We start from the raw sequence: 22,128 nt of genomic DNA on the forward strand, positions 1-22,128 counted from the left end.
TCCCGCGCGGTCGCTATGCTCGAAGCCCCGCCCCTTGAGGAGCCATGACCACCCCCGCACGCACCCTGCCCCAGCTGCTCGCCGAGGCCAAGCGCTGGTTCGACGACGCGCTGCTTGCCAGCATGCGGGCCGCCGGCGAGCAGCCGGTCACCGTCGGGCAGGCGGCCGTCTTCGCCGCCCTCGAGGAGGAGGGCACGACGGTCTCCGAGCTCGCCCGCCGGATGGGTGTCACCCGGCAGACCGCCCACCAGGCCGTGCACGCCCTCATCGGCATGGGGCTGCTGGAGCAGGTGCCCGATCCCGCCTCCGCGCGCAGCCGCCTGATCCGCCCCACCGTCGAGGGCGCCCGCGTACACCGACGCGCCCAGGACACCCTCGCTGTCATCGAGGGCGTCCTGGCGGAACGCATCGGGGCCGTCGCCGTCGGCGCCCTGCGCGAGGCGCTGACCGTTCCCCTGGGGGAGCCCCCGCTGGTGGAGGCGCCCTGAGAGGCGCCGCTCCGCGACGGGGCGCGGCTCGACCGCTCCACCCCGCCGTCCGCGCCGCCCGCACCTCCCCCACCCTCGCCCTCCAGGCCGCGTAGACCGGCACCGGGTGGGGCCGCAGCGGTGAGCGGCTCCCGGCGCCGCTCCGGCCGGGCACACCGTCACCCTGACCGTGGCGGACCTCGGCTCCCTCACCACCCGTGTCGCCTCCGGCCCCGCACCGGTCGAGCCGCCCCGCGCGCGACACCGTGCCGGGACCGGCCGCGAGCCGCGGGCGCCCGCGGGGAACCCCGAGGTCTCGTGGGTGTGAGACAGGAGGCGGATGGGCAAGGAATGATCGTTCGAATGAAGAGTGCCTGTTCGGTGGGGGAAACGTTGAGTGTGTGCGTGATCGGTGCGGGGCTGTCGGGGCTGGCGGCCGCACACGCTCTGACGGTCAAGGGGATCGACTTCGTCTGTCTCGAGCGGGCGGACGACGTCGGCGGGATCTGGCGGCAGCCGGGGGCCGGTGAGCCGGGGCCCGGGTATCAGTCGCTGCACCTGAACACCGCGAAACAGCTCACGGGGTACACCGAGTTCCCGATGCCCGACGCGTACCCCCTCTATCCGCGGCACAGCGAGGTCGCGGCCTATCTGCGGTCCTTCGCCGAGTGGGCGGGGGTGCTGGACCGCGTCGAGTTCGGCGTCGAGGTCGTGTCGGTGCGGCAGGAGGGTGACGACGCGTCGTGGACGGTCGTCAGCCGGGGCCCGGACGGGACGCTGCGGTCGCGGCGGTTCGCCCACGTCGTCGTGGCGTCGGGGCACAACACGGTGCCGACGCTGCCGAAGCCCGCGCCGCCGGGCGCGGACGGGTTCGCCGGGAGGATTCTGCACTCCGTCGACTACCAGGACGGGTCCGAGTTCGCCGGGCAGCGGGTCGTGGTCGTGGGCCTGGGGGCGTCGGCGGTGGACATCGCCGCGGACCTCTCCCGGCACGCGGCGCGCACCGTGCTCTCGGCGCGCCGGGGCCTGCACATCGTTCCCAAACAGCTGTACGGGATGTCGGTCGACGCCATGGCCGAGGAGCCGTGGTTCACCGCCATGTCCCTGTCCGAGCAGGTCGCCTTCGCCGCGGAGGCGCTGCGGGTCGCGCGGGGCAGGCTCTCCGACTACGGGCTGCCCGAGCCGGACCATCCGCTCTTCTCCTCCCCCGTCACCATCTCGGACGAGATCCTCAGCCGCATACGCCACGGTGCGGTGATCCCCAGGCCCGGGATCGCCCATCTCGACGGCGGGCGGGTGGTGTTCACCGACGGGACGTCGGAGGAGGCCGACGCGATCGTCTACTGCACGGGCTACGGCATGGACTTCCCGTTCCTGCCCGGGGGATGCCCGGCCGGGCCGGGCGGCTCGGTCGAGCTGTACCGGCGGATCGTCGCCCCCGGACGGCCCGGTCTGTACTTCGTCGGCCTGGTCCGCCCGATGGGCGCGATCACGCGGCTCGTGGAGGGGCAGACGCACTGGGTCGCGCGCCTCATCGGCGGCGAGGTCGTCCTGCCGGACGAGGACGCCATGCGCGAGGAGATCGACACGTACCTGAGCGGTATAGCCGAGCGGTACGGGACGGCGGTGGGCGGCACCTCCATCCAGGTGGACGTCGGCCCCTACCTGCGCGAGATGCGCGGGCTCCAGACCGTCTGAGGGCCGGGGCTCCGGCCCCCGGCGGTGAGGCTCCCGGCGGACGTCCGCCGGGAGCCTCACCGTCCCCGTGCCGTCAGACCCCCGCCTCCGCGCGGCGCCGCAGCTGCGCCGGCGGTCGGACGGCGTACGCCTCCGACGAGAGGTACGCGGTCACCCGGGGCGGGTGGCCCTGCTGGTGGGCGAGCGCGAGATAGGCGATGAGGCCCACCCCGTCCTCGGGCCGCCGCGTGGTGAGGGCGGACAGCGACCGGACCAGCGGGTCGGGGTCGATGCCGTGGCTCCGCAGGACGTCCACCGCCCGGTCGAGGACCTCTCCGTCGTCGCGGGCGTAGTCGCGTACCGGGATGTGGAGGGTGAAGCCGCTGGGGCGGCCGGTCTCCGTCTCGGTGAAGGAGTGGCAGGTGAGGCCGGGCCGCCGGTCGAGGTCGTCGGTGGCGGCGGTGGCCCGGAAGAACTCCTGGATGTCCGCCGGCCCCGGGCCGGAGCCCGTACGGGACAGGCCGCCCGCCTCCGCGGCCGACAGGTCGAGGTGCCGGGTGTAGACCTTCACCCGCGGCGTCTCCCAGTGCCCCAGGTCCACGGCGAGGAAGGGGTGGCCGTCGGCCTTGGGCAGCGCCTTGTACGCCCGCGTGTGGCCGAGTCGGCGCAGGGCCTTCCGTACGATTTTGGCGGAACGTTTCACCCCTGAGGCGGCCGGGTTCAGGTACACCTTGACCTTGGGCACGCCGCCGGGCAGCAGCTCCAGCGCGATCCACAGCGCCAGGGGGCCCTTCGGCCGGTCCGGGAAGAAGAGGTCCTCGATCTCGTCGAGTCGCTCGGTGGAGAAGTCCCAACGGCGGGCCATCGCGCGGACGGCGTCCAGGCCGATCCGGCCGTTCTCCGCACGGCTGTCCGCGCCGCAGCCCGGTTCCACCAGCACGCGCAGTGACGGGGTCCGACCGGGGCTGAAGGAGAGCGAGTACTCGACGGGGGTGTGGTCGTCCGAGAGGAAGGTACGCGTGGGCGGCGGCAGGCTCAGCGACCGTTCGGCGGCCGGGCCCAGCGCGTCGACCAGGGTGTGCGCGTATGTCTCCGTGTCGGCCGGGGAGAGCCCCGCGATCTCGCAGAGGCCCGCCAACTGGCCTGTGGTGAAGGCGCCGAGCGTGCCGGCCCCCGGATCCGGAGGGAGGGCGGAGAGCAAGCCGGTCACCGCCGCCCCGCCAGGAATCGGGGCACGCATGAAGATACCCGCCTGCCAGGGCGGGTATCCCGGTGCGCACCCCCACGGGGTGGTGGCTCTGACCAAGCCGTGTCGGTGGATATGTGGTCCACGACAGCTCCTCTACCTCATACGCAACGCCGATAACGCGTCGATCACTACCCCGGAGATCGAATAGTCATGCGGGGATGTGGAGGCGAGGGAGAAGGTGTGGATCAGTGGGTGAGCCAGGCCAGGAACTGGCTCCAGCGGCCCTTCCGTTCGCCCTTGCCCTCCCGGCCGGCCTGGTCGACGGACTGCGCGGAGGGCGGGGTGCCGGCCGGGCCGGTCCGCGCGTCGCCGCGTCCCGACGAGGGCACGGGGGTGAACGTGGCGGGCAGCGTGGCCAGGGCCCGGTTGAAGGGGCCCGGACGCCAGATCAGACTGTCCTCCGGCACGGCGAGTTCGACGTCGGGCAGCCGGTTGAACAGGTGCTCGATGGCCGTGAGGGTGATGTGCCGGGCCGGCTCCTTGGACGGGCAGCCGTGCGGGCCGGCGCTCCACGCCAGGTGCGAGCGGTTGTTGCCGGCGGTGCGGGCCGTCGTCTGCGCGAGGCCCCTGTTGGCGGCGGCGAAGCTCACCAGCATCAGGTCCCCGGCCTGTACCTTCTCGCCCCCGAACTCCATGTCGGCGGCCGCGTAGTGGGGCGCGTAGTTCGACATCGGCGGGTTGTCCCACAGGGTGTCGTCGAGCGCCTCCCCGATGAGGCCGCCGCCGTCGGCGTACCGGTCGTCGGTGAGCAGCCGGTGCAGGGTGTTGCCGAGGAGGTTGCGCAGCGGTTCGGCGCCCGCGCCGAGGAGCAGGGAGAGCTGGTCGACCATCTCCTGGTCGCTCAGGTTGGCGTGATGCTGCATCAGCCAGGACGTGACGTCGTCGCCCGGCCGGCTCCGCTTGAGCGTGACCAGTTCCTGCACCGCGCCGAAGAGTACGGCGGTCGCCTTCTCGGCGTTCACCCCGTCGAACATCCCCGTGATGCCGAAGAGCACCCGGTCGCCGACGCCGGCCGGGCAGCCGAAGAGTTCGTTGAAGACGAACAGCGGGAGCTGCTTGGCGTAGTCGCCGAGCAGGTCCGCCGAACCGCGGGATCCGAACTGGGAGATCAGGTAGTCCGAGATCCGCTCGGTGCTCCGGGCAAGCCGGTGCGAGTCGACCCGGGCCATGCTGTCCGTGATCGCCTGGCGCAGCCGCAGGTGCTCGCCGCCGTCGCTGAACATGCAGTTCTGCCGGTACGCGAGGAGGGGGACGACCGGGCTCTCGCGCGGGACCCGGCCCTCGTTGAAGTCCCGCCACAGGCGCGCGTCCTTGCGGAAGGACGCGGAGTCCTGGAGCAGTTGGAGCGCGGTCGTGTAGTCGGTGACGAGGGTGGCCTCGACGCCGGGGGCGAGTTCCACGGGTGCGGTCGGCCCGAAGTGGCGCAGGTAGGTGTAGTACGCCTGCGGGTCGGCGGCGAACTCCGCTCCGTGCAGCGGGACCCGGGCGCCCGGGGCGTGGGCGGGGCAGCCCGGCGGGGGCACCGGGGCGGGGGTCTGGGTGTCCATGTCGGCTACTGCTCCTGTCGGGCACGGTCCAGCAAGAAGCGGACCAGGGTGGTCAGTGCGGCGGCGGACGACTTCTCGTCGCGCGCGTCGCAGGTGACGACGGGGGTGTCGTCGAGCAGGTCCAGCGCCTCGCGCAGCGCCGCCTCGTCCCGCAGGGGCGATCCGTCGAAGTGGTTGACGGCGATGGCGTATTCCAGCCCGTACCGCTCGATCAGGTCGATGACCCCGAAGGAGTCCGCGAGCCGCTCGGGGTCGACGAGGACCAGCGCGCCCAGGGCCCCGCGCGCGAGGTCCTCCCACATCTGCACGAACCGCTGCTGGCCGGGGGTGCCGAACAGGTAGAGCACGATGCGGTCGCTGATGGTCAGCCGGCCGAAGTCCATGGCGACCGTGGTGGTGGTCTTGCTCCGGACGCCCTTGAGGTCGTCGACGTGTTCGGCGGCCTGCGTCATCCGCTCCTCGGTGGACAGCGGTTCGATCTCGGAGATCGATCCGATGAACGTGGTCTTGCCGACCGCGAAGTGTCCGACGACGAGGATCTTCACCGGGATCTGCGTGGCCCCACCGCGTACGTAGTCCTGCTCACCCAAACTTGGCGCGGAGACCATTGAGCACCTCCTCGAGGATCTCCCGGTCGGCGAGTTCGGCCCGGCGCACCGGCGAGCGGGTGACGAGGTAGCCGCCCTCGGCCAGGGCGGCGAGGAGGATCTTCACCACGCCGAGCGGCAGCCGGGTGTGGCCGGCGATCTCGGCGACCGAGAGGTAGCCGGCGGAGCAGATGTCGAGTAACCGCTGCTCCTCGGGGGAGAGCCGGGTGGGCCGCTGGCCTTCCTCCGGCGCCACCGTCACCAGGGTGATCAGGGAGAGCTGCTCCTCGTCGGGCAGGCCGCGTCCCTTGGTGATGACGTACGGCCGGACCAGCTCGGCGGCCTCCAGCTCCCACTCCTCGCGTCCCGTCATGAGCGGGGGCCGAGGTTCTCGCGCGGCGGCGTCATGAGCACCTTGCCGAGCCGGCCGACGAGCTGCTGCATCCGGAAGGTGATGTCCGCCATGTCGACGTCCGGGGAGGCGGAGACGCCGAGGTAGGCGCCCTCACCGGCGGAGATCAGGAAGACCCAGCCGCCGTCGAACTCGACCAGGGTCTGCCGCCACCGCGCGCGCGGGTCCTCGCAGAAGAAGCCGAGCGAGCGGCTCAGCGACTGCACCCCGCTCATCGCGGCCGCGACGCGGTCCGCGTTGTCCTTGTCGTAGTCGTTCGACCTGGCCATCAGCAGGCCGTCGGCGGATATCAGGACCGCGTGCAGTGCCCCGGGAATCTCCAGGGCGCTGTCGAGCATCCATGACAGATCGTCGTTCACGAGACCTCATGTCCTTCGCTGCTTGCGCCAGATGTGCTGCTCGTCCGGTCCGGCGCCTCCGGGGAGGAGGTCCGGCCGGACTGCGTGCCCCGCTGGAAGGCACCCATGATCGCCGCCGCTTCGGCGTCGGAGCGGCTCGGAGCCGGTGCGGGCGTACTGCTGGGCACGATGGCCATCGGCCGCTTGCGGCGCCGCTTCGGCAGGCCGTCGGCGGTGGAGGCCGTCACGGGCACGGCCTCCGGCCCGCCCGGGTGCGGTGCTCCCGGGGTGGTCGCGGGCGGTGCGGTGGGCTTCTGCACCGGCACGCTGGTGAGCAGCTCGTGCGGCAGCAGGAGGACCGCGCGGACGCCGCCGTAGGGGGAGGACGAGTCCACGGACACCTCGAAGCCGAAGCGCTCGCAGAGCACGCCGATCACCGCGAAGCCGAACTGCGGCGGGTTGCCGAGGCCGGAGACGCCGGTGACGCGGTTGCTGGAGAGCAGCCGCTCGGCGCGGGTCCGCTCCTCGTCACTCATGCCGACGCCCGCGTCGTCGACGACGATGCACACGCCCTTGGGTACGGTGCGGGTGTTGATCTCGACGACGGTGTCCGGGCTGGAGTAGCTGGTGGCGTTGTCGAGGAGTTCGGCGAGGGCCAGTGCCACGGGTTCGACGGCGCGGCTGGTGATGCCGAAGTCGACGCGCGAGAGGATCTCCACGCGGCGGAAGTGCCGGATCCGGCCCTGGGCGCTGCGGACCACGTCGTACACGGACGCCGCGTCGCGGTGGCGGCCGAGCCAGCCGTCGCAGAGGACGGCGATGGACTGCGCGCGCCGGCCGAACTGCGAGTTGGTGTGGTCGATCTCGAGCAGGTCCTGGAGCATGGCGGACTCGCCGTATTTGCTCTGCAGCCGTGAGACGACCAGCTGCTGTTCGGCGGCGAGGCCCTGGAGCGTCCGCATGGCGGACTTCAGGACCGTCTTCGTCGCTTCCTCGGCCTGTTCCCGCGCCGCTTCGACGGACTGTGTGTAGTGGTTCTCCAGGTCGGAGTAGTGGCTCCGGAGCCCGTCGATCTGCCGCGTCAAAGCCCGGGCCGCCTTGCGTTGGCGGACGATGACGGCGATGGCGGCGAGAACGAGGACCGACAGAGCCCAGAGCAGCGGGTTCTGCATGTATTCCGTCATAAGACTCTCTTCAGGCGACCGACGGCCAGTTGCTGAATTTCCGTCAATGCGGCGCACCGGCGGACCGCCCGCATCGGGGCGCCCGCGCGGACCACCCCTGAAGTCGGAGATGTCGTCCTGCGCTCATCCGCCCGCCCCGCTTGCGCGAAGATCGTATCACTGTGCGAATTAGTGATGGTCCGTCAATAGACAGGAGTACCAGACCAGTCGGACGATAGGGGACGGGCTTCCACCGCTGGAGCCGTGCCGACCGGTCGGCGGACCGGTGACCGGGTACGTCGCCCCAGGCCACGGATGCTTCCGGGCCGGTTCGCGGGGCGGGGGCCCACCGGGGAGCGATGAGTTTCTGGTGGCGCCGGGGTCTGCCCTGTATGGACAACACCACACGCATGGAGCCGATCGACCTCGGGGCGGCCGCGGAGCGCGTCGCCCGGCTCGCACAGGGCATCGACGACGAACGGCTGGGTGACCCGACGCCCTGCCCCGAGTACGCGGTACGGGAGCTGCTCGCCCATGTCGCCGGGCTCAGCGTCGCCTTCCGCGACGCGGCCCGCAAGGAGTTCGGGCCGACGACCGGCACGCCGCCGGGCTCGTTCCGGCCGGCGCTGGCGGCCGACTGGCGGACGGCCCTGCCGAAGGCGCTGGACGAGCTGGCCGCCGCCTGGCGGGAGCCGGGCGCCTGGCAGGGGGACACCCAGGCGGGCGGGATCGAGCTGCCGGCCGCCGTCATGGGCCGGATCGCACTCGACGAGCTGGTGATCCACGGCTGGGACCTGGCGCGGGCGAGCGGCCAGGCGTACGAGGTGAGCGAGGAGGAGCTGAGGGTTTCCGAGGCTCTGCTGGCTCCGGCGGACGACGCCTCCGGCGAGGGGTTCTTCGGCCCCGTCGTCGCGGTGCCGGACGGCGCGCCGCTGCTGGACCGCGTGATCGGCCTCAGCGGCCGGCGGCCCGACTGGCGGCAGGCCGGGTCCGCCGCTCGCTCCGGAGGGTGAGGCGACGCGCGCTCCGTGCTTCCGGTGGGGCCGGGAGGCGGCGCGCGCCGTTGTCCGGTCAGACCGGTCCGGCGGACGTGACCTGCACGGGCTCGGTGACCCGCACGGGTTCCGTACCGGCCGCGCTGTGTCGTTCGGCCCACGTCTCCAGGGCCGTACGACAGGCGTGGTCGAGGTGGTGCAGGCCGGAGACGTCGACCACGATCGGCCGGTCCTGGGGCAGCGCCTCCAGGCTGTCGAGTATCTTCGGCAGCCGCAGGAAGGTCGCGTTGCCCGACAGATGCGCCTGGAGCGGGCCCGCCCCCTTGTCGATGACCTCCAGCTTGACGTGCGACGTCTCCCAGGCGGTCTTGGCCACGGACAGGGCCAGTCCGATCAGCACGCCTTCGAACATGTTCACGGTGACGATCGCTACGGCCGTCGCCACCAGGATCAGCGCTTCGCCCCGGTGCCCCCGCCACAGCGCCGCGACCCCGCGGAACGGGATCAGCTTCCAGCCGGCGTGGATCAGGATGCCGGCGAGCGCGGGCAGCGGGATCAGCGCCAGCGCCCCCGGCAGCAGTGCCGCGAACAGCAGCAGCCACACGCCGTGCAGGACACGGGACGCCTTGGTCTTCGCGCCCGCCGCCACGTTGGCGGAACTGCGGACGATGACCGCGGTCATCGGCAGGGCCCCCAGCACACCGCAGACCGCGTTGCCCGCGCCCTGCGCCATGAGCTCCTTGTCGTACTGGGTGCGCGGACCGTCGTGCAGCCGGTCCACCGCGGCGGCGCTGAACAGGCTCTCGGCGGAGGCGATCAGGGTGAAGGCGAGGACCGTGCCGAGGACGGCCGGATCCGCCAGCTCACCGAAGGCGTCGGCGCCGGGGAGCTGGACGGAGCCGAGCAGGCCGTTCACCTCGACGGTGGCCACCGGCAGGCCGAACGCCAGGGTGACCGCCGTCGCCAGGATCACCGCGGCGAGAGCGCCCGGCACGGTCCGCGCCTTCCTCGGCAGGTGCTTCCACCCCGCCATCACGGCTATGGTGCCCGCGCCGACCGCGAGCGAGGCCGGCGCCGCGCTGCTGCCGAAGGCGCCGAAGACGGCCCCGGGCAGCTCCAGGATCTTGTCGACGCCGGAGGCGGGCGCCTTCAGGCCGGCCGCCGCGTACAGCTGGCCGGCGATGATCACCAGACCGATGCCGGCCAGCATGCCCTCGACGACGGCGACGGAGATCGCCCGGAACCAGCGCCCCAGCCTCAGGGCGCCCATGGCCAGTTGGAGCACTCCGGCGGCGAGGACGATCACACCGAGCGCGGCGAGCCCGAACTCGGTGACGGCCTCGAAGACCAGCACGGTCAGTCCGGCCGCCGGCCCGGACACCTGGAGGCTGCTGCCCCGCAGGAGACCGGTGACGATGCCGCCCACGATGCCGGTGACGAGTCCCAGCTCGGCCGGGACGCCCGAGGCGACGGCGACGCCGACACACAGCGGGAGAGCGACGAGGAACACGACGAGCGAGGCGGCGAAGTCCTGCCGCAGATAAGGGAAGTTGGTCATGTCGGCCCCGCTCACAGCGCTTCGAAGGCGTCGGTGTCCGCCCGGTGCTCGCGTACGGCTCCGGTGTGGACCTCGTAGTACCAGCCGTGCAGGCTGAGCCGCCCGGCCGCGAGGCCCTTGTCGACGCAGGGGTAGGACCGCAGCCGCAGCAGCTGCGTCAGGACGTGGTGCTGAACGGCTTCGGCGACCGTCGGGTCGGCCGGGTCGGCGCACCGGGGCTCCTCCGCGGCGTGCGCGAGCCAGTCGCGCACCGCGGGGACGGTGTCCAGGTCGTCGCCGCGCACCACGGCACCCACGGCGCCGCAGTGCGAGTGGCCGCAGACCACGATGTGCCTCACGCCGAGGACGTCCACGGCGTACTCGATGGTGGCGGCCTCGCCGGTCGGGGTGCCGGAGCCGTACGGCGGGACGATGTTGCCCGCCGTACGCAGCTCGAAGAGCTGGCCGGGCCGGGCGCCGGTGATCAGGGCGGGAACGACCCGGGAGTCGGCGCAGGTGATGAACAGGACCTCGGGGGACTGGCCTTCGGCCAGCCGGGCGAACTCCTCAGGGCGCTGTCCGAACGTGCGGGCGTTGTCGATGAGGGGTTGCATGGCGTGGTGGCTCCTCCTGGCGCGTCGTGGGGACGCGTCGGGTGTGCAGGGCAGGTGTGGGGTGGTGGAGGGTTGCTCTGCCGCTCAGCAGCGGAACACCTGGAGTGCGGCCGCGGAGTGGGGCTCGGCGCTCTCGCCGAGGAGGGAGCCGCGGCACCGTGCGTCGCCGGCCGGGGGGTGGCCGAGGCGGGTTGCGGCGGCGACGGGCGTGCGGACGCGGCCGGCTTGTCGGTGGAGCGGTGGCGGTCGCGGGTGCGCGGGGGACCGATCGGGTCCCCGGGCGGCTCGGTGTCGCGACAGGTGGCGACCTCGTCGTACGAGGCCGCCCCGGAGGGCTTCGTTCCGAACGGCGCCTCGGACGCGGCGTGCCGGGGCGTGTGTGCCGCTGCGAAGGAGGCGGTGGTGAGGAGCTGGAGGGCGGCGAGGACGACGGCGAGGGTCGAGAGTCCCCTCCGAACCGTCATTGCTCGGTGCATGTGCCTCCCCTCCAGGATGATCCATCAGGTCTAGAGATCACCAACAGTTGGTCAATGACCGGTCAAGGAGACGATAACTCGGTAAAGCCGCTTGCAGGGTTAACCGAACGTTACGGGTGGAAGTGAGCCCGAAAACCCGAGAATTCTTGACGCGGACCCCCTCTTGAACACCGGCCGCCGACCGGGTATGGGCGTGCCCCCGGGACCACCCGTGCGGGGCGGCGTGCCAGGCGTCGCGAGCCCGGCACCCCACCCCCCTACGGAGAAGCTTCGGCGGGTCGGCCCGTGCGGTCGAACGCGAGGTCGAGGATCCGCCGCCACTTCACGGGCGGCACGGATGCGGGAACGCCGGGGCGGTCGCGAGGGACCTGGACCCGCAGGGCGCCGGGCCTGAGCGTGCACACGACGGGGGTGGGCATCCGCAGCGCCTCGCCGTCGACCGCCACGGGGATCTCCTCCGTATCGGCGGTCACCTCGACGCGGTGGGCGGTCAGCACGGTGAGGCCCGGGGACTGCGCGCCCCGTACGGCCAGGTCGGCGGCCTGCGCCGCGTCCTCCACCCGGATCCCGAGCACCCCCAGGACGCCGTCGTCCAGGCGGGGCCGGCGGGCGCCGCCGCTGAGGTCTTCGGGCGAGACGTACGGGTTGTTGCTGACGAGCAGGGCCTGCTGGGACGAGAGCGCCGTGCCGTCGATCCGCGCGTCGAGCCGCCGCACGCCTTCGCCGAGCAGCAGGTCCGGCATGAGGGCGAGCGCAGTGCCCGCCTTGTCTTCACGGTACTCGGGGCGCTGGACGACGTCGGCGTAGACGCCGAAGGAGACGGTGTTGACGAAGGGCCGCCCCGCGACGTCGCCGAGGTCGACCCTGAGTTCCTCGCCGTCCCTCAGCGCGTCCAGGCAGCGGGAGGGGTCGGAGCGGTCGAGGCCCAGGTCCATGGCGAAGTGGTTGCGGGTTCCGGCGGAGACCACGAGGAACGGCAGGTCGTGCTCGGCGGCGACGGCCGCGACCAGGGCCTGGGTCCCGTCGCCGCCCGCGACGCCCAGCAGGTCGGCACCGTCGGCCACGGCCCCGCGCGCCAGCTCGGCGACGTCGGCCGGGGCGGACGGGTCGAGCAGGATCACGCGCGCTCCGAGCTCCTCCGCCCGCTCGACGAGCCGGAACCGCTCGACCTTCCCGTCGCCGGACTTCGGGTTCATGATCAGGACCGGCCGCTGCGGCCGGGCGGCGGCCGTGGCCCGCGTCGACCGCCGAGGACGCGACCTGCGCAGCGCCGCCCGCGCGCAGGCGAGCGTGACGCCCCAGCACAGGCACAGGATCAGGGCCGTCAGCCACAGGCCCTCGTGGGTGAAGAGGACGATGACGCCGGCGGGTGCGGCGAGCGCGACGAGCGCCCCGAGGAGGCGCACCGCGCCCCGGTGCGCCACGAACCACCAGATGCCGGCGGCGCAGAGGACGAGGCCGAGGAGCCCTCCCCCGACCACCACGAGGCCACCGTCCCCCAGTGCGAGCAGGAGCACGACCAGCGACCCGAGCGCCGCGAGCAGGGCCAGCCGCGCCAGAAGCCGCGCGGACCGGCTCCTCTTGGGGTCCGACCCTCCCATGCCGTCCTCTCCCCTGCTGTGTCCGACCACGAGGCCGAGGGTCCGTACCCGGTCCGGGGCCGTGGGACCGTGCCGACTCCCGGGCCGTGGGACCGTGCCCGGTCGTGGGCACCAGCCTGCCCACTCCCGGGCCCGACAGCATCCCGTAGGGGCCGGACACCCGAGGTCCGACCCCCGTTCGGGCGAATCCGGGAATGTCGGACCGCGGGGTCGTCAGCCCGGTCGTCAGGCGCGGCAGCGCAGGAGCTCGAAGGGCGGGTTGGCGAGGCAGTCCGCCCAGAAGTCCGCGCCGTACTCACGGACTCCGGCCTCGGACACCTCCAGCGGGAGCCAGGTCAGCTCGCGGAAGCCGGCCGCCCGCAGCGACCCCTCGTAGACCTCGCGGCGCGGACAGGTCCCGACGAAGGAGATCGGCGGGTCGAGCAGCGCCGTGATCCGGACACGCGGTCCGGTCTCGATCTCCTCCCCGGTCGCCTCGCAGAGGAAGCCGTACTTCTCGAGCGACGGTCCGTCGAAGCGGTAATCGGGCTTCTGCGCGAGCACGAAGAACTCGGCGCCGGACTTCAGGCTCCGGTGCACGTTGCGGCACATGCGCTCCATGGCGGCGATGTCCGGCGCGTAGTTGAGCAGCTGGACCCCGAGCGCGAGGTCGTAGCGCTGCTCAAGGGCGCGCATCTCGGCCACGTCGCCCACCTCGTAGCGCACGCCCAGCGGCTCGCTCTCCTCGAACGCCCGCGCCGCGGCGACCATCTCACCGGAGATGTCGATGCCGAGCACCTCGGAGGCGCCGCGCCTCTTGAACTCCCTGCTGTAGAAGCCGGTGCCGGAGGCGAGGTCGAGAACCGACTTGCCCCGTACGTCAACGACCATGCCCAGGAAGCTGGGCACCTCCCCGTACCGCGTCAACGGCAGGGACTTGAACCCCTCGAACGCCTCGCCGATCTCGTCGTACAGCTGCACGCTCATCGCGCTGTCCTCCCCAGTGGCCGGTCATGTCGCTGGTGATCGCTCATGCCCTGGCAGTCTTGCCGGACTCCGGCGCCCGCCCGTACGGGCAGAACCCACGAAGACTCCGGCATCGCCCTGGCCTCCCGTACGGGAAGGGGCAGGGCTCCGGGGGCCGCCGAAGATTCCGGAAAATCCTCCTCCGATTCCTGTTATCGGACCGCCTCCCCGTGATCTCCCACATGTTGGCCGTCGACGACAGCGGGAACAGGCAGGGTGATTCGGAGCATGGGCGCACAGCACGGTACGGAACTGGTCAGGGCTGCACAGGGCGGGGATCCCCAAGCACAGGACCGGCTCATCGCACTCCATCTGCCCCTCGTCTACAACATCGTGGGCCGGGCCATGAACGGTCACCACGACGTCGACGACGTCGTGCAGGAGACGATGCTGCGGGCGCTCGCCGGACTCGGCGACCTGCGCTCCCCTGACAGCTTCCGCTCCTGGCTGGTCGCGATCACCATGAACGGCGTCCGCGGCCACTGGCACCGGCAGCAGCAGGCCGTCTTCCCCTCGGGCGGCCTGGACGACGCCCGCGAGATCGCGCAGCCGGGGGCCGACTTCGTGGAGCTCGCCGTGGTCCGGCTGAACCTTTCCGGTCAGCGGCGTGAGACCGCCGAGGCGACCCGCTGGATGGAGCCCGACGACCGGGAGCTGCTGTCCCTGTGGTGGCTGGAGTGCGCCGGCGAGCTGAGCCGCCACGAGGTGGCCGCCGCCCTCCAGCTCTCCCCGCAGCACACCGCGGTGCGGGTCCAGCGGGTGAAGGAACGGCTGGAGGCCGCGCGAGTCGTCGTACGGGCCCTGTCGCAGAACCCGCCCTGCCCGACGCTGCGGTACGAGACCGACACCTGGGACGGCCGGCCGGCCGCCCTGTGGCGCAAGCGCATCGCCCGCCACGCGCGCGCGTGCGCCCACTGCGCCGGGCTCTGGAGCGGGCTCGTACCGGCGGAGGGGCTGCTCGCCGGGCTGCTCCTGGTTCCCCCGGCCGCGATGCTCCTGGCGAGCGTCCGCGAGCGGGCCGGCCTCGACGCCACCGGCGCCACCACGCAGCTCGCCGCGACCGCCCACGTCACCGAGGCCGCCCCGCCCGCCTCGCCGCGCCACGGCGCCGGAGGCCCCGGCGGGCACGCCGCCGGTCGCGGGGCCCGGAGCACCCGTGCCGTCCGCCGTCGGCGGCGGCAGCGACGCGGCCGCCGACGTGCCGTCATCGCGGCGGGCATAGCCGTCGTGGCGGTCACCGGGGGCGCCTTCACCCTGACCACCGACCCCGAGGAGGGTACGGAGGTCAGGGAGATGACCCTCGCCGCGCCCGCCGACGCCGGGCTGCCCGCTTCCCCGGGAACGACCACGCCTCAGACGGCGGCCCCCTCCTCCTCCGGCACCCCCTCCCCCTCGACGTCGAAGACCCCCCACACGGCACCCAAGCCCTCGCGCCCCACCCCGGCCGCCTCCCGCACCGTGCCGCCGGCACCGCCCCGGCCGGCGCGTACGACGCGCCCGACGGCGCCCGCCCCCGCCACCACGCCCGCCCCCACCCGTACGCGACCGGGTTCCGGTTCCGGTTCCAGTGAAGCGTCGAACTCCGACTCCGGTTCCGGCTCCACCGAGCAGCAGGTGATCAGCCTGGTCAACTCGGAACGCGCCAAGGCGGGCTGCGGACCGCTGACCGAGCACCCGCTGCTGACCAAGGCCGCCCAGGGGCACTCCGACGACATGGCCGCGCGGAACTTCTTCGACCACACCAACCCCGACGGCGACGGCCCCGGCGAGCGCATCACGGCCGCCGGATACGCGTGGTCCTCGTACGGCGAGAACATCGCGAAGGGCCAGACCACCGCCGCGCAGGTGATGGACTCCTGGATGAACAGTCCCGGCCACCGGGCGAACATCCTGAACTGCGGCTTCACCGAGATCGGCATCGGCCTCCACACCTCCGGCGGCCCCTACTGGACGCAGGCCTTCGGCAGCCGCTGACCCGGCCCCGGGGGCCACAGGACGGCGGAGGACAGGCCGCCCGGTGAGAGCTCGACCTCACAGGGCGGCGGGCCGGTGCGTGCGGGGGGTGTAACGCCGGGTGCCCCTGGGGTGTGACGGACCGAAATTCGCTCTTCCTACGGTGCTGGTCGTGGGGCTGTTCCGCTACGGCGGCACGGCCCCGGCTCTGGACGGCACGCACACCGTGAGGTGGGATTTCGGTGGGATCTGGCTCGAACCCCGACGTGAGCGACGGCAGCGTCCGCACCGTCTGCTCCTACTGCGGGGTCGGCTGCGGGATCGTCCTGGACGTGCGGCGGGATCCCGCCTCCGGGCTCCGCCGCGCGGTCAAGGCCTCCGGGGACAAGGCGCACCCCGCCAACGCGGGCCGGCTGTGCACGAAGGGGGCGACGAGCGCGGACATGCTGGCTGCGCCGGGGCGGGCGACGCGGGCGCTGGTACGTGCCGAGCGGGGCGCGCGGCCGGTCGGGACGGACGTGGACGAGGCGATCGCGACGGTCGCCGCCCGGCTGAAGGCGGTCGTGGACGAGCACGGGCCGGACGCACTGGCCTTCTACGTGTCGGGGCAGATGTCCCTCGAGGCGCAGTACCTGGCGAACAAGCTGGCCAAGGGCTTCGTCCGTACCAGCCGGATCGAGTCGAACTCCCGGCTCTGCATGGCCTCCGCCGGGTCCGGCTACAAGCTGTCGCTGGGCGCGGACGGTCCGCCCGGCTCGTACGAGGACTTCGATCACGCGGACCTGTTCCTCGTGATCGGCGCCAACATGGCGGACTGCCACCCGATCCTGTTCCTGCGCATGATGGACCGGGTCAAGGCCGGCGCCAAGCTGATCGTCGTCGACCCGCGGCGCACCGCCACCGCCGACAAGGCGGACCTCCACCTGCCGATCAGGCCCGGCACCGACCTGGCCCTCCTCAACGGACTGCTGCACCTGCTCGTCGAGAACGGCCACACCGACGAGGAGTTCATCGCCGAGTTCACCGAGGGCTGGGAGCAGCTGCCCGGCCTCCTCGCCGACTACCAGCCCGCGCGGGTCGCGGAGATCACCGGCCTCGCCGAGGACGACCTCCGGCGGGCCGCCCGGTGGATCGGCGAGGCCGGCGCGTGGACGAGCTGCTGGACCATGGGCCTGAACCAGTCCACCCACGGCACCTGGAACACCAACGCCCTGGTGAACCTGCACCTCGCCACCGGCGCGATCTGCCGCCCCGGGGCGGGCCCCTTCTCGCTGACCGGCCAGCCCAACGCCATGGGCGGCCGCGAGATGGGCTACATGGGGCCCGGTCTGCCCGGGCAGCGCTCGGTGCTCGTCGACGAGGAACGCGCCTTCACCGAGCGGCTGTGGGGCATCCCGGAGGGCTCGCTGCGCACCGAGGCGGGAAGCGGCACGATCGAGCTGTTCGAGCGGATGGCCGCGGGCGACATCAAGGCCTGCTGGATCGTCTGCACCAACCCCGTCGCCTCCGTCGCCAACCGGAAGACCGTCATCGCCGGCCTGGAGGCCGCCGAACTGGTCGTCACCCAGGACGTGTTCGCCGAGACGGAGACGAACGCGTACGCCGACGTCGTCCTCCCGGCGACGCTGTGGGCGGAGTCCGACGGCGTCCTGGTCAACTCCGAGCGGAACCTCACCCTCGTCCAGGGCGTCGTCGACCCGCCGGGGCAGGCGCTGCCCGACTGGGAGCTGATCGCCCGGGTCGCCCGCGCCATGGGGTTCGCCGACGCCTTCGCGTACGCCTCCGCCGAGGAGGTCTTCGAGGAGCTGAAGCAGGCGTGGAACCCCGCGACCGGCTGGGACCTGCGGGGCGTCACGTACGAACGGCTGCGCGCCACACCCGTCCAGTGGCCGGCCCCAGCCGCCGGCGGCCCCGACCGCAATCCGGTCCGCTACCTCAACGACGGCGTCAGCCAGACCCTCCTGGAGCGCGCGGACGGAAGCCGCCCCCGGCTGGCCTTCCCGACCGCGAGCGGACGCGCCCGCTTCTTCGCCCGACCACACCTTCCGGCCGCCGAACTCCCCGACGACGACTACCCGTTCGTACTCAACACGGGCCGGCTCCCGCACCAGTGGCACACCATGACGAGGACCGGAAAGGTCCCGAAGCTCGCCCGGCTGAATCCGGCTCCGTTCGTCGAGATCCACCCCGAGGACGCCGGAACCCTCGGAATCGCGGAGGGCGACCACGTGGAGATCGCCTCCCGCCGCGGGCGAGCCGTCCTGCCCGCGGTGGTCACCGACCGGGTCCTGCCGGGGAACTGCTTCGCGCCCTTCCACTGGAACGACCTGTTCGGCGAGTACCTCAGCATCAACGCCGTCACCCATGACGCCGTCGACCCCGTCTCCTTCCAGCCCGGGTTCAAGGCCTGCGCCGTCACCCTCACCCGGACGGCGGCGCCCGGGCCGGCGGAAGCCCCCGCCACCGCGGGCGGGGAAGCCGAACCCGCGCCCGTGGCCGCCGGAGAGCCCGTTGCCGCGCTCGCCGCGCTGTTCGGGATCGACGACCTCGCTCCCGTACCGCTCGCCGCTCCGGAGCGCCGCTATCTCGCCGGCTATCTGTCGGGGCTCAGCCTCGCCCCGGCCGACGGGCGCGTCCCCGTGCTGCCGTACGACGCGCCGTTCGGCCCGGAGCCGGCCGCGTGGGTCAACGGCGTGCTGGCCGGCATGTTCTCCCGTACGACCGCTCCCGGATCCGTACGCGTGTCCCCTCCGGAACCGCTGGCGGAGCCGGCACCGGTCGCGGGCCCGGACGCGCCCGGTCGCCGGCTGCTGGTCCTGTGGGCCTCGCAGACCGGGACCGCCGAGGAGTTCGCCGTCACCGCCGCCGCGCGCCTGACCGCGGCCGGCCGGCTCCCCGAGCTGCTCCCCATGACGGACATGGCCCCCGCCCGGCTCGGCCCCGGCACCGACCTGCTCGTCGTCACCAGCACCTTCGGCGACGGGGACGCTCCCGACAACGGCGCCGGATTCTGGGAGGAGCTGTCCGCGCCGGACGCCGCTCCCCTGGAGGGCGTGCGGTACGCGGTCCTCGCCTTCGGCGACACCGCCTACGACGACTTCTGCGGCCACGGCCGCCGCGTCGACGAGCGGCTCGCCGCGCTCGGCGGGACCCGTCTGGTCCCGCGTACCGACTGCGAACCCGACTTCGAGGAGGCGGCCGAGGAGTGGCTCGGCCGGGTCGTCGCGGCCCTGGGCCCGGCCGGGGCGCGGCAGGGCTCCCCGCTCCGGCGCACCGCCACCGTCGGAACGCCGCCCACCCCCACCAGGACATCGCCTTTCGCCACCCTCCTGGTCGGCAACAGGCTGCTGAGCCTGCCCGGTTCACAGAAGGAGGTTCGGGAGTTCGCCTTCGACACCCGCGGCGGGGAGCTCGCCTACGAAGCCGGGGACGCCCTCGGCGTGTGGCCGGTCAACGGTGCCCCGCTCGTGGCCGAATGGCTGGCCCTCACCGGACTCGACCCCGCCGGAGGGGTGGACCTCGGCGACGGGACACCGCTCCCCTTCGAGGAGGCCCTGCGCACCCGCCTGGACATCTCCCGCATCACCCCCGAGCTGCTCAGGTTCCTGGCGGCGCGCACCGGCAGCCCCGAGCTGAAGCGGCTGGTGCGTCCGGACAACAAGGACGCGCTGGCGCAGTGGAGTTGGGGCCGACAGGCCGCCGACGTCGTCGCCGCGTTCCCCGTGCGGGCCTCCGCCGCGGAGTGGGCCGCCGCCCTGGGGCGGCTGCGGCCCCGCCTGTACTCGATCTCCTCCAGTCCCCTCGCACACCCCGGCGAGGTGCGGCTCACCGTCTCCGTGGTCCGTTACGCGAACGACGTCGGCCGGGAGCGCGGGGGTGTGTGCTCGACGTATCTCGCCGACTGCGCCGACGACGGGCCGGTGCAGGTCTTCGTCCGGCGCTCGCCGGGATTCCGGCCGCCCGCCGACCCCGCGACGCCGATGGTCATGGTCGGCCCCGGCACGGGCGTGGCCCCGTTCATCGGCTTCCTCCAGGACCGGCTGGCCCGCGGCCATTCGGCCCCCAACTGGCTCTTCTTCGGCGAGCAGCGCGAGGCCACCGACTTCTACCACCGCCGGGAGCTGGAGGCGTACCTGGACTCCGGGCACCTCGACCGTCTCGACCTCGCCTTCTCGCGCGACCAGCGGAACAAGGTGTACGTCCAGGACCGGATGCGGGAGAACGGCGCCCGGCTGTGGCAGTGGCTCCGGGACGGCGCCCACTTCTACGTGTGCGGCGACGCGGAGCGCATGGCCAAGGACGTCGACCGGGCCCTGAGGGACGTCATCGCCGCCCATGGCGGCATGGACGCCGACGAGGCCGCCGCGTACGTCAGAAGGCTCGCCGCCGACAAGCGCTACGTACGGGACGTCTACTGACGTCCGGGCGGCCCCGGAGTCCGACGGTGTGGTTCAGGGCAGCTGGACGATCTGGATCAGGTTGCCGCAGGTGTCGTCCAGGACCGCGATGGTGACCGGGCCCGCCTCCGTCGGTTCCTGGGTGAAGCGGACCCCGAGGCCGGTCAGCCGCTCGTACTCGGCGCGGACGTCGTCCACGGCGAAGGAGGTGACCGGGATGCCGTCCGCGAGCAGGGCACGCGTGTACGCCTTGGCGGCGGGGTGCGCGTCGGGCTCCAGGAGCAGTTCGGTGCCGTCGGGGTCCTCGGGCGGGACGACGGTCAGCCAGCGGTAGTCACCGAGGGGGACCTCCGTCTTCTTCACGAAGCCCAGCTTCTCCGTGTAGAAGCGGAGGGCCTTGTCCTGGTCGTCGACGAAGACACTCGTCACATGGATCCGCATCGCGTTCTCCTCCTGGGTCCGGGTCCGGGTCCGAGCCGCCTGTTCGCGGGATTCGGTGTCCGGGAGCGAGGGAACTCCGGCCGCCCCTTGCCCGCGGGCCACGTAACCACCCGCCCGGCCCCGGGCAGCGGCCCGACACGCCCGTCTCCCCCTCGCGCAACGCCGCCGCCCGGGTGCCGGACCCGGGGCCGAGCCGCGTGATCGCCCGGCCCCTCCCGTACGGCATCGGCATGAGCGCCCCGGCGGCCGGCGGCGCCTACGGTCCGGACATGGTCCGGGACCGGCCGGAGACGCGGCCACCGGGTCGGCCCGCCGCCGGTGGCCACCGCCGGTGCAGGGCGTCGATGTGGAACGCGTGCGCGTGGCGACGCCCCGCTCCTGCCAAATGCGGGTGCCCGGAAGGGAGTTCGGGGTGGGCGTGGTCCAGCTCGGCCGGGTCCTCGCGGGGCCAGAGGCGCGCCGCGCCCACGGCCCCGAGGAGGGCGAGGGCGGCGAGCGCGGCCGCCGGGACGGCGGGTCCCGCCCACGCGGCGAGGCCGCCGGCGAGCGGATAGGTGAGCAGCCAGCAGGCGTGCGAGAGGGAGAACCGGGCCGCGAAGGCGGCCGGCAGGTCGCCGTCGGCGGCCGAGCGGCGCACCACCCGGCCGCCGGGGGTGAGGACCGCCGAGCCGGCCGCGCCGGCCACCAGCCAGAGCGCGAGCAGCGCGGGCCAGGACCAGGCGCCGGACGCGACCGTGAGAGCGAGGGCGAGGAGCGCGAGTGCCCCGGGCAGGACGAAGGCGGCCCGCATCATGACGGCGCGGTCGTCGGCGCGGCTCAGGAGGCGCGGCAGCAGCAGCGCCACGGCCATGGACCCGGCCCCGTACGCGCTCAGGGCGAGCGGGACGTCGCCGGCAGGGCGGCCGAGGGTGTCGCGGACCAGGAGCACGGTGTCGACGAGGACGACGGCCCCGGCCGCCGCGACGGCGAGGTCGAGGGCGAGGAGGGCGCGCAGGCGCGGGGTCGCGAGGAGCAGCCGGACGCCGAAGGCCACCGTGGCGTAGCGGCGTCCGGTACCGGTCCCGCCCGCTCCCGCTTCGGGTCCGTGCGGGGCCGGCAGGGCGGTCGTCCGGACGAGGAGGGCGGAGCAGAGGAACCCGGCGGCGGTGCCGGCGAAGAGCCAGGAGTACGGGACGACGGTGAGCAGCGCGGCGGCCAGTACGGGGCTGGCCAGGCTCTCCAGGTCGTAGGCGAGCCGGGAGAGCGAGAGGGCTCTGGTGTAGTCACGCTCGCCGGGCAGCACCTGCGGGATCGTGGCCTGGAAGGCCGGGGTGAAGGCGGCGGAGGCGGCCTGGAGCAGGAGGATCAGGACGTACACCTGCCACACCCGCGTGACGAACGGCAGGGTGAGCGCGACCGTCGCCCGCGCCAGGTCCATCGAGACGAGCAGCACGCGCCGGGGCACGCGGTCGGCGAGCGCTCCGGCGAGCGGGGCGATCCCGACGTACGCGGCCATCTTGAGGGCGAGGACGGTGCCGAGCACGGCGGTGGCGTCGGCCCCGGCGAGGTCGTACGCGAGGAGGCTGAGGGCGATGGTCGCCAGGCCGGTGCCAGCGAGGGCGACGACCTGGGCGCCGAGGAGGCGCCGGTAGGTGCGGTTGCGCAGGACGGACGGCATGAGGGTGCCCCC

The 22,128-nt window shown here is 73.2% G+C and carries 17 protein-coding genes; 5 read left to right on the forward strand and 12 right to left on the reverse strand.

Annotation, left to right across the window (positions count from 1 at the left end):
• Positions 1 to 44 precede the first annotated feature (44 nt).
• Positions 45 to 488 carry a MarR family winged helix-turn-helix transcriptional regulator gene (locus tag ACZ51I_RS10820; protein WP_468873711.1) on the forward strand — a complete coding sequence of 148 codons (444 nt, stop codon included), beginning with the start codon at positions 45 to 47 and terminating at the stop codon, positions 486 to 488.
• 372 nt (positions 489 to 860) lie between these two features.
• Positions 861 to 2,165 carry a flavin-containing monooxygenase gene (locus ACZ51I_RS10825; protein WP_468873713.1) on the forward strand — a complete coding sequence of 435 codons (1,305 nt, stop codon included), beginning with the start codon at positions 861 to 863 and terminating at the stop codon, positions 2,163 to 2,165.
• 73 nt (positions 2,166 to 2,238) lie between these two features.
• Here the strand turns inward: ACZ51I_RS10825 and ACZ51I_RS10830 are convergent, their stop codons facing one another.
• From ACZ51I_RS10830 to ACZ51I_RS10855, 6 genes are all read right to left on the reverse strand, one after another.
• Complete coding sequence (locus ACZ51I_RS10830) at positions 2,239 to 3,384, reverse strand: tryptophan dimethylallyltransferase family protein (protein ID WP_468873715.1); 1,146 nt, start codon at positions 3,382 to 3,384, stop codon at positions 2,239 to 2,241.
• Between the two features lie 194 nt (positions 3,385 to 3,578).
• A complete protein-coding gene (locus ACZ51I_RS10835; RefSeq protein WP_468873717.1) occupies positions 3,579 to 4,940 on the reverse strand; it encodes a cytochrome P450 in 1,362 nt (453 codons plus the stop codon).
• A gap of 5 nt (positions 4,941 to 4,945) precedes the next feature.
• Positions 4,946 to 5,548: a GTP-binding protein gene (locus ACZ51I_RS10840; protein ID WP_468873719.1), complete on the reverse strand. Its 603-nt coding sequence runs from the start codon at positions 5,546 to 5,548 to the stop codon at positions 4,946 to 4,948.
• Positions 5,523 to 5,900, reverse strand: a complete 378-nt coding sequence (locus ACZ51I_RS10845) for a DUF742 domain-containing protein (RefSeq protein WP_468873721.1) — start codon at positions 5,898 to 5,900, stop codon at positions 5,523 to 5,525. Before ACZ51I_RS10845 ends, ACZ51I_RS10840 begins: the two co-directional genes overlap by 26 nt.
• Positions 5,897 to 6,298: a roadblock/LC7 domain-containing protein gene (locus ACZ51I_RS10850; RefSeq protein WP_468873724.1), complete on the reverse strand. Its 402-nt coding sequence runs from the start codon at positions 6,296 to 6,298 to the stop codon at positions 5,897 to 5,899. Before ACZ51I_RS10850 ends, ACZ51I_RS10845 begins: the two co-directional genes overlap by 4 nt.
• Positions 6,295 to 7,461 carry a sensor histidine kinase gene (locus tag ACZ51I_RS10855; protein ID WP_468873726.1) on the reverse strand — a complete coding sequence of 389 codons (1,167 nt, stop codon included), beginning with the start codon at positions 7,459 to 7,461 and terminating at the stop codon, positions 6,295 to 6,297. Before ACZ51I_RS10855 ends, ACZ51I_RS10850 begins: the two co-directional genes overlap by 4 nt.
• 371 nt (positions 7,462 to 7,832) lie before the next feature.
• On the opposite strand from ACZ51I_RS10855, the gene ACZ51I_RS10860 reads away from it, so the two are divergent.
• A complete protein-coding gene (locus tag ACZ51I_RS10860; protein WP_468873728.1) occupies positions 7,833 to 8,453 on the forward strand; it encodes a TIGR03086 family metal-binding protein in 621 nt (206 codons plus the stop codon).
• A 58-nt stretch (positions 8,454 to 8,511) separates the two neighbouring features.
• Here ACZ51I_RS10860 and ACZ51I_RS10865 read toward each other — a convergent pair whose 3' ends face one another.
• The 4 genes from ACZ51I_RS10865 to ACZ51I_RS10880 all read right to left on the reverse strand — a co-directional run bounded on the left by ACZ51I_RS10865 (position 8,512) and on the right by ACZ51I_RS10880 (position 13,629).
• Positions 8,512 to 9,993 carry a SulP family inorganic anion transporter gene (locus ACZ51I_RS10865; protein ID WP_468873729.1) on the reverse strand — a complete coding sequence of 494 codons (1,482 nt, stop codon included), beginning with the start codon at positions 9,991 to 9,993 and terminating at the stop codon, positions 8,512 to 8,514.
• Between the two features lie 11 nt (positions 9,994 to 10,004).
• Positions 10,005 to 10,586: a carbonic anhydrase gene (locus ACZ51I_RS10870; RefSeq protein WP_468873731.1), complete on the reverse strand. Its 582-nt coding sequence runs from the start codon at positions 10,584 to 10,586 to the stop codon at positions 10,005 to 10,007.
• 733 nt (positions 10,587 to 11,319) lie between these two features.
• Positions 11,320 to 12,663, reverse strand: a complete 1,344-nt coding sequence (locus ACZ51I_RS10875; protein ID WP_468873734.1) for a diacylglycerol/lipid kinase family protein — start codon at positions 12,661 to 12,663, stop codon at positions 11,320 to 11,322.
• A gap of 225 nt (positions 12,664 to 12,888) precedes the next feature.
• Positions 12,889 to 13,629, reverse strand: a complete 741-nt coding sequence (locus ACZ51I_RS10880) for a class I SAM-dependent methyltransferase (RefSeq protein WP_468873736.1) — start codon at positions 13,627 to 13,629, stop codon at positions 12,889 to 12,891.
• 267 nt (positions 13,630 to 13,896) lie between these two features.
• Here ACZ51I_RS10880 and ACZ51I_RS10885 point away from each other — a divergent pair, with 267 nt between their 5' ends.
• Both ACZ51I_RS10885 and ACZ51I_RS10890 read left to right on the forward strand, forming a co-directional pair.
• Positions 13,897 to 15,642 carry a sigma-70 family RNA polymerase sigma factor gene (locus tag ACZ51I_RS10885; RefSeq protein ID WP_468873739.1) on the forward strand — a complete coding sequence of 582 codons (1,746 nt, stop codon included), beginning with the start codon at positions 13,897 to 13,899 and terminating at the stop codon, positions 15,640 to 15,642.
• 221 nt (positions 15,643 to 15,863) lie between these two features.
• Positions 15,864 to 20,039, forward strand: a complete 4,176-nt coding sequence (locus ACZ51I_RS10890; protein ID WP_468873741.1) for a molybdopterin-dependent oxidoreductase — start codon at positions 15,864 to 15,866, stop codon at positions 20,037 to 20,039.
• Positions 20,040 to 20,072: 33 nt separating this feature from the next.
• Here the strand turns inward: ACZ51I_RS10890 and ACZ51I_RS10895 are convergent, their stop codons facing one another.
• Both ACZ51I_RS10895 and ACZ51I_RS10900 read right to left on the reverse strand, forming a co-directional pair.
• Complete coding sequence (locus ACZ51I_RS10895) at positions 20,073 to 20,459, reverse strand: VOC family protein (protein WP_468873743.1); 387 nt, start codon at positions 20,457 to 20,459, stop codon at positions 20,073 to 20,075.
• A 256-nt stretch (positions 20,460 to 20,715) separates the two neighbouring features.
• The gene (locus tag ACZ51I_RS10900; protein WP_468873744.1) at positions 20,716 to 22,116 is read right to left on the reverse strand and encodes an MFS transporter; all 1,401 of its coding nucleotides are present in this window, start codon (positions 22,114 to 22,116) and stop codon (positions 20,716 to 20,718) included.
• Positions 22,117 to 22,128: the final 12 nt, after the last annotated feature.

It is taken from the genome of Streptomyces sp. NPDC034084 (assembly GCF_055575535.1).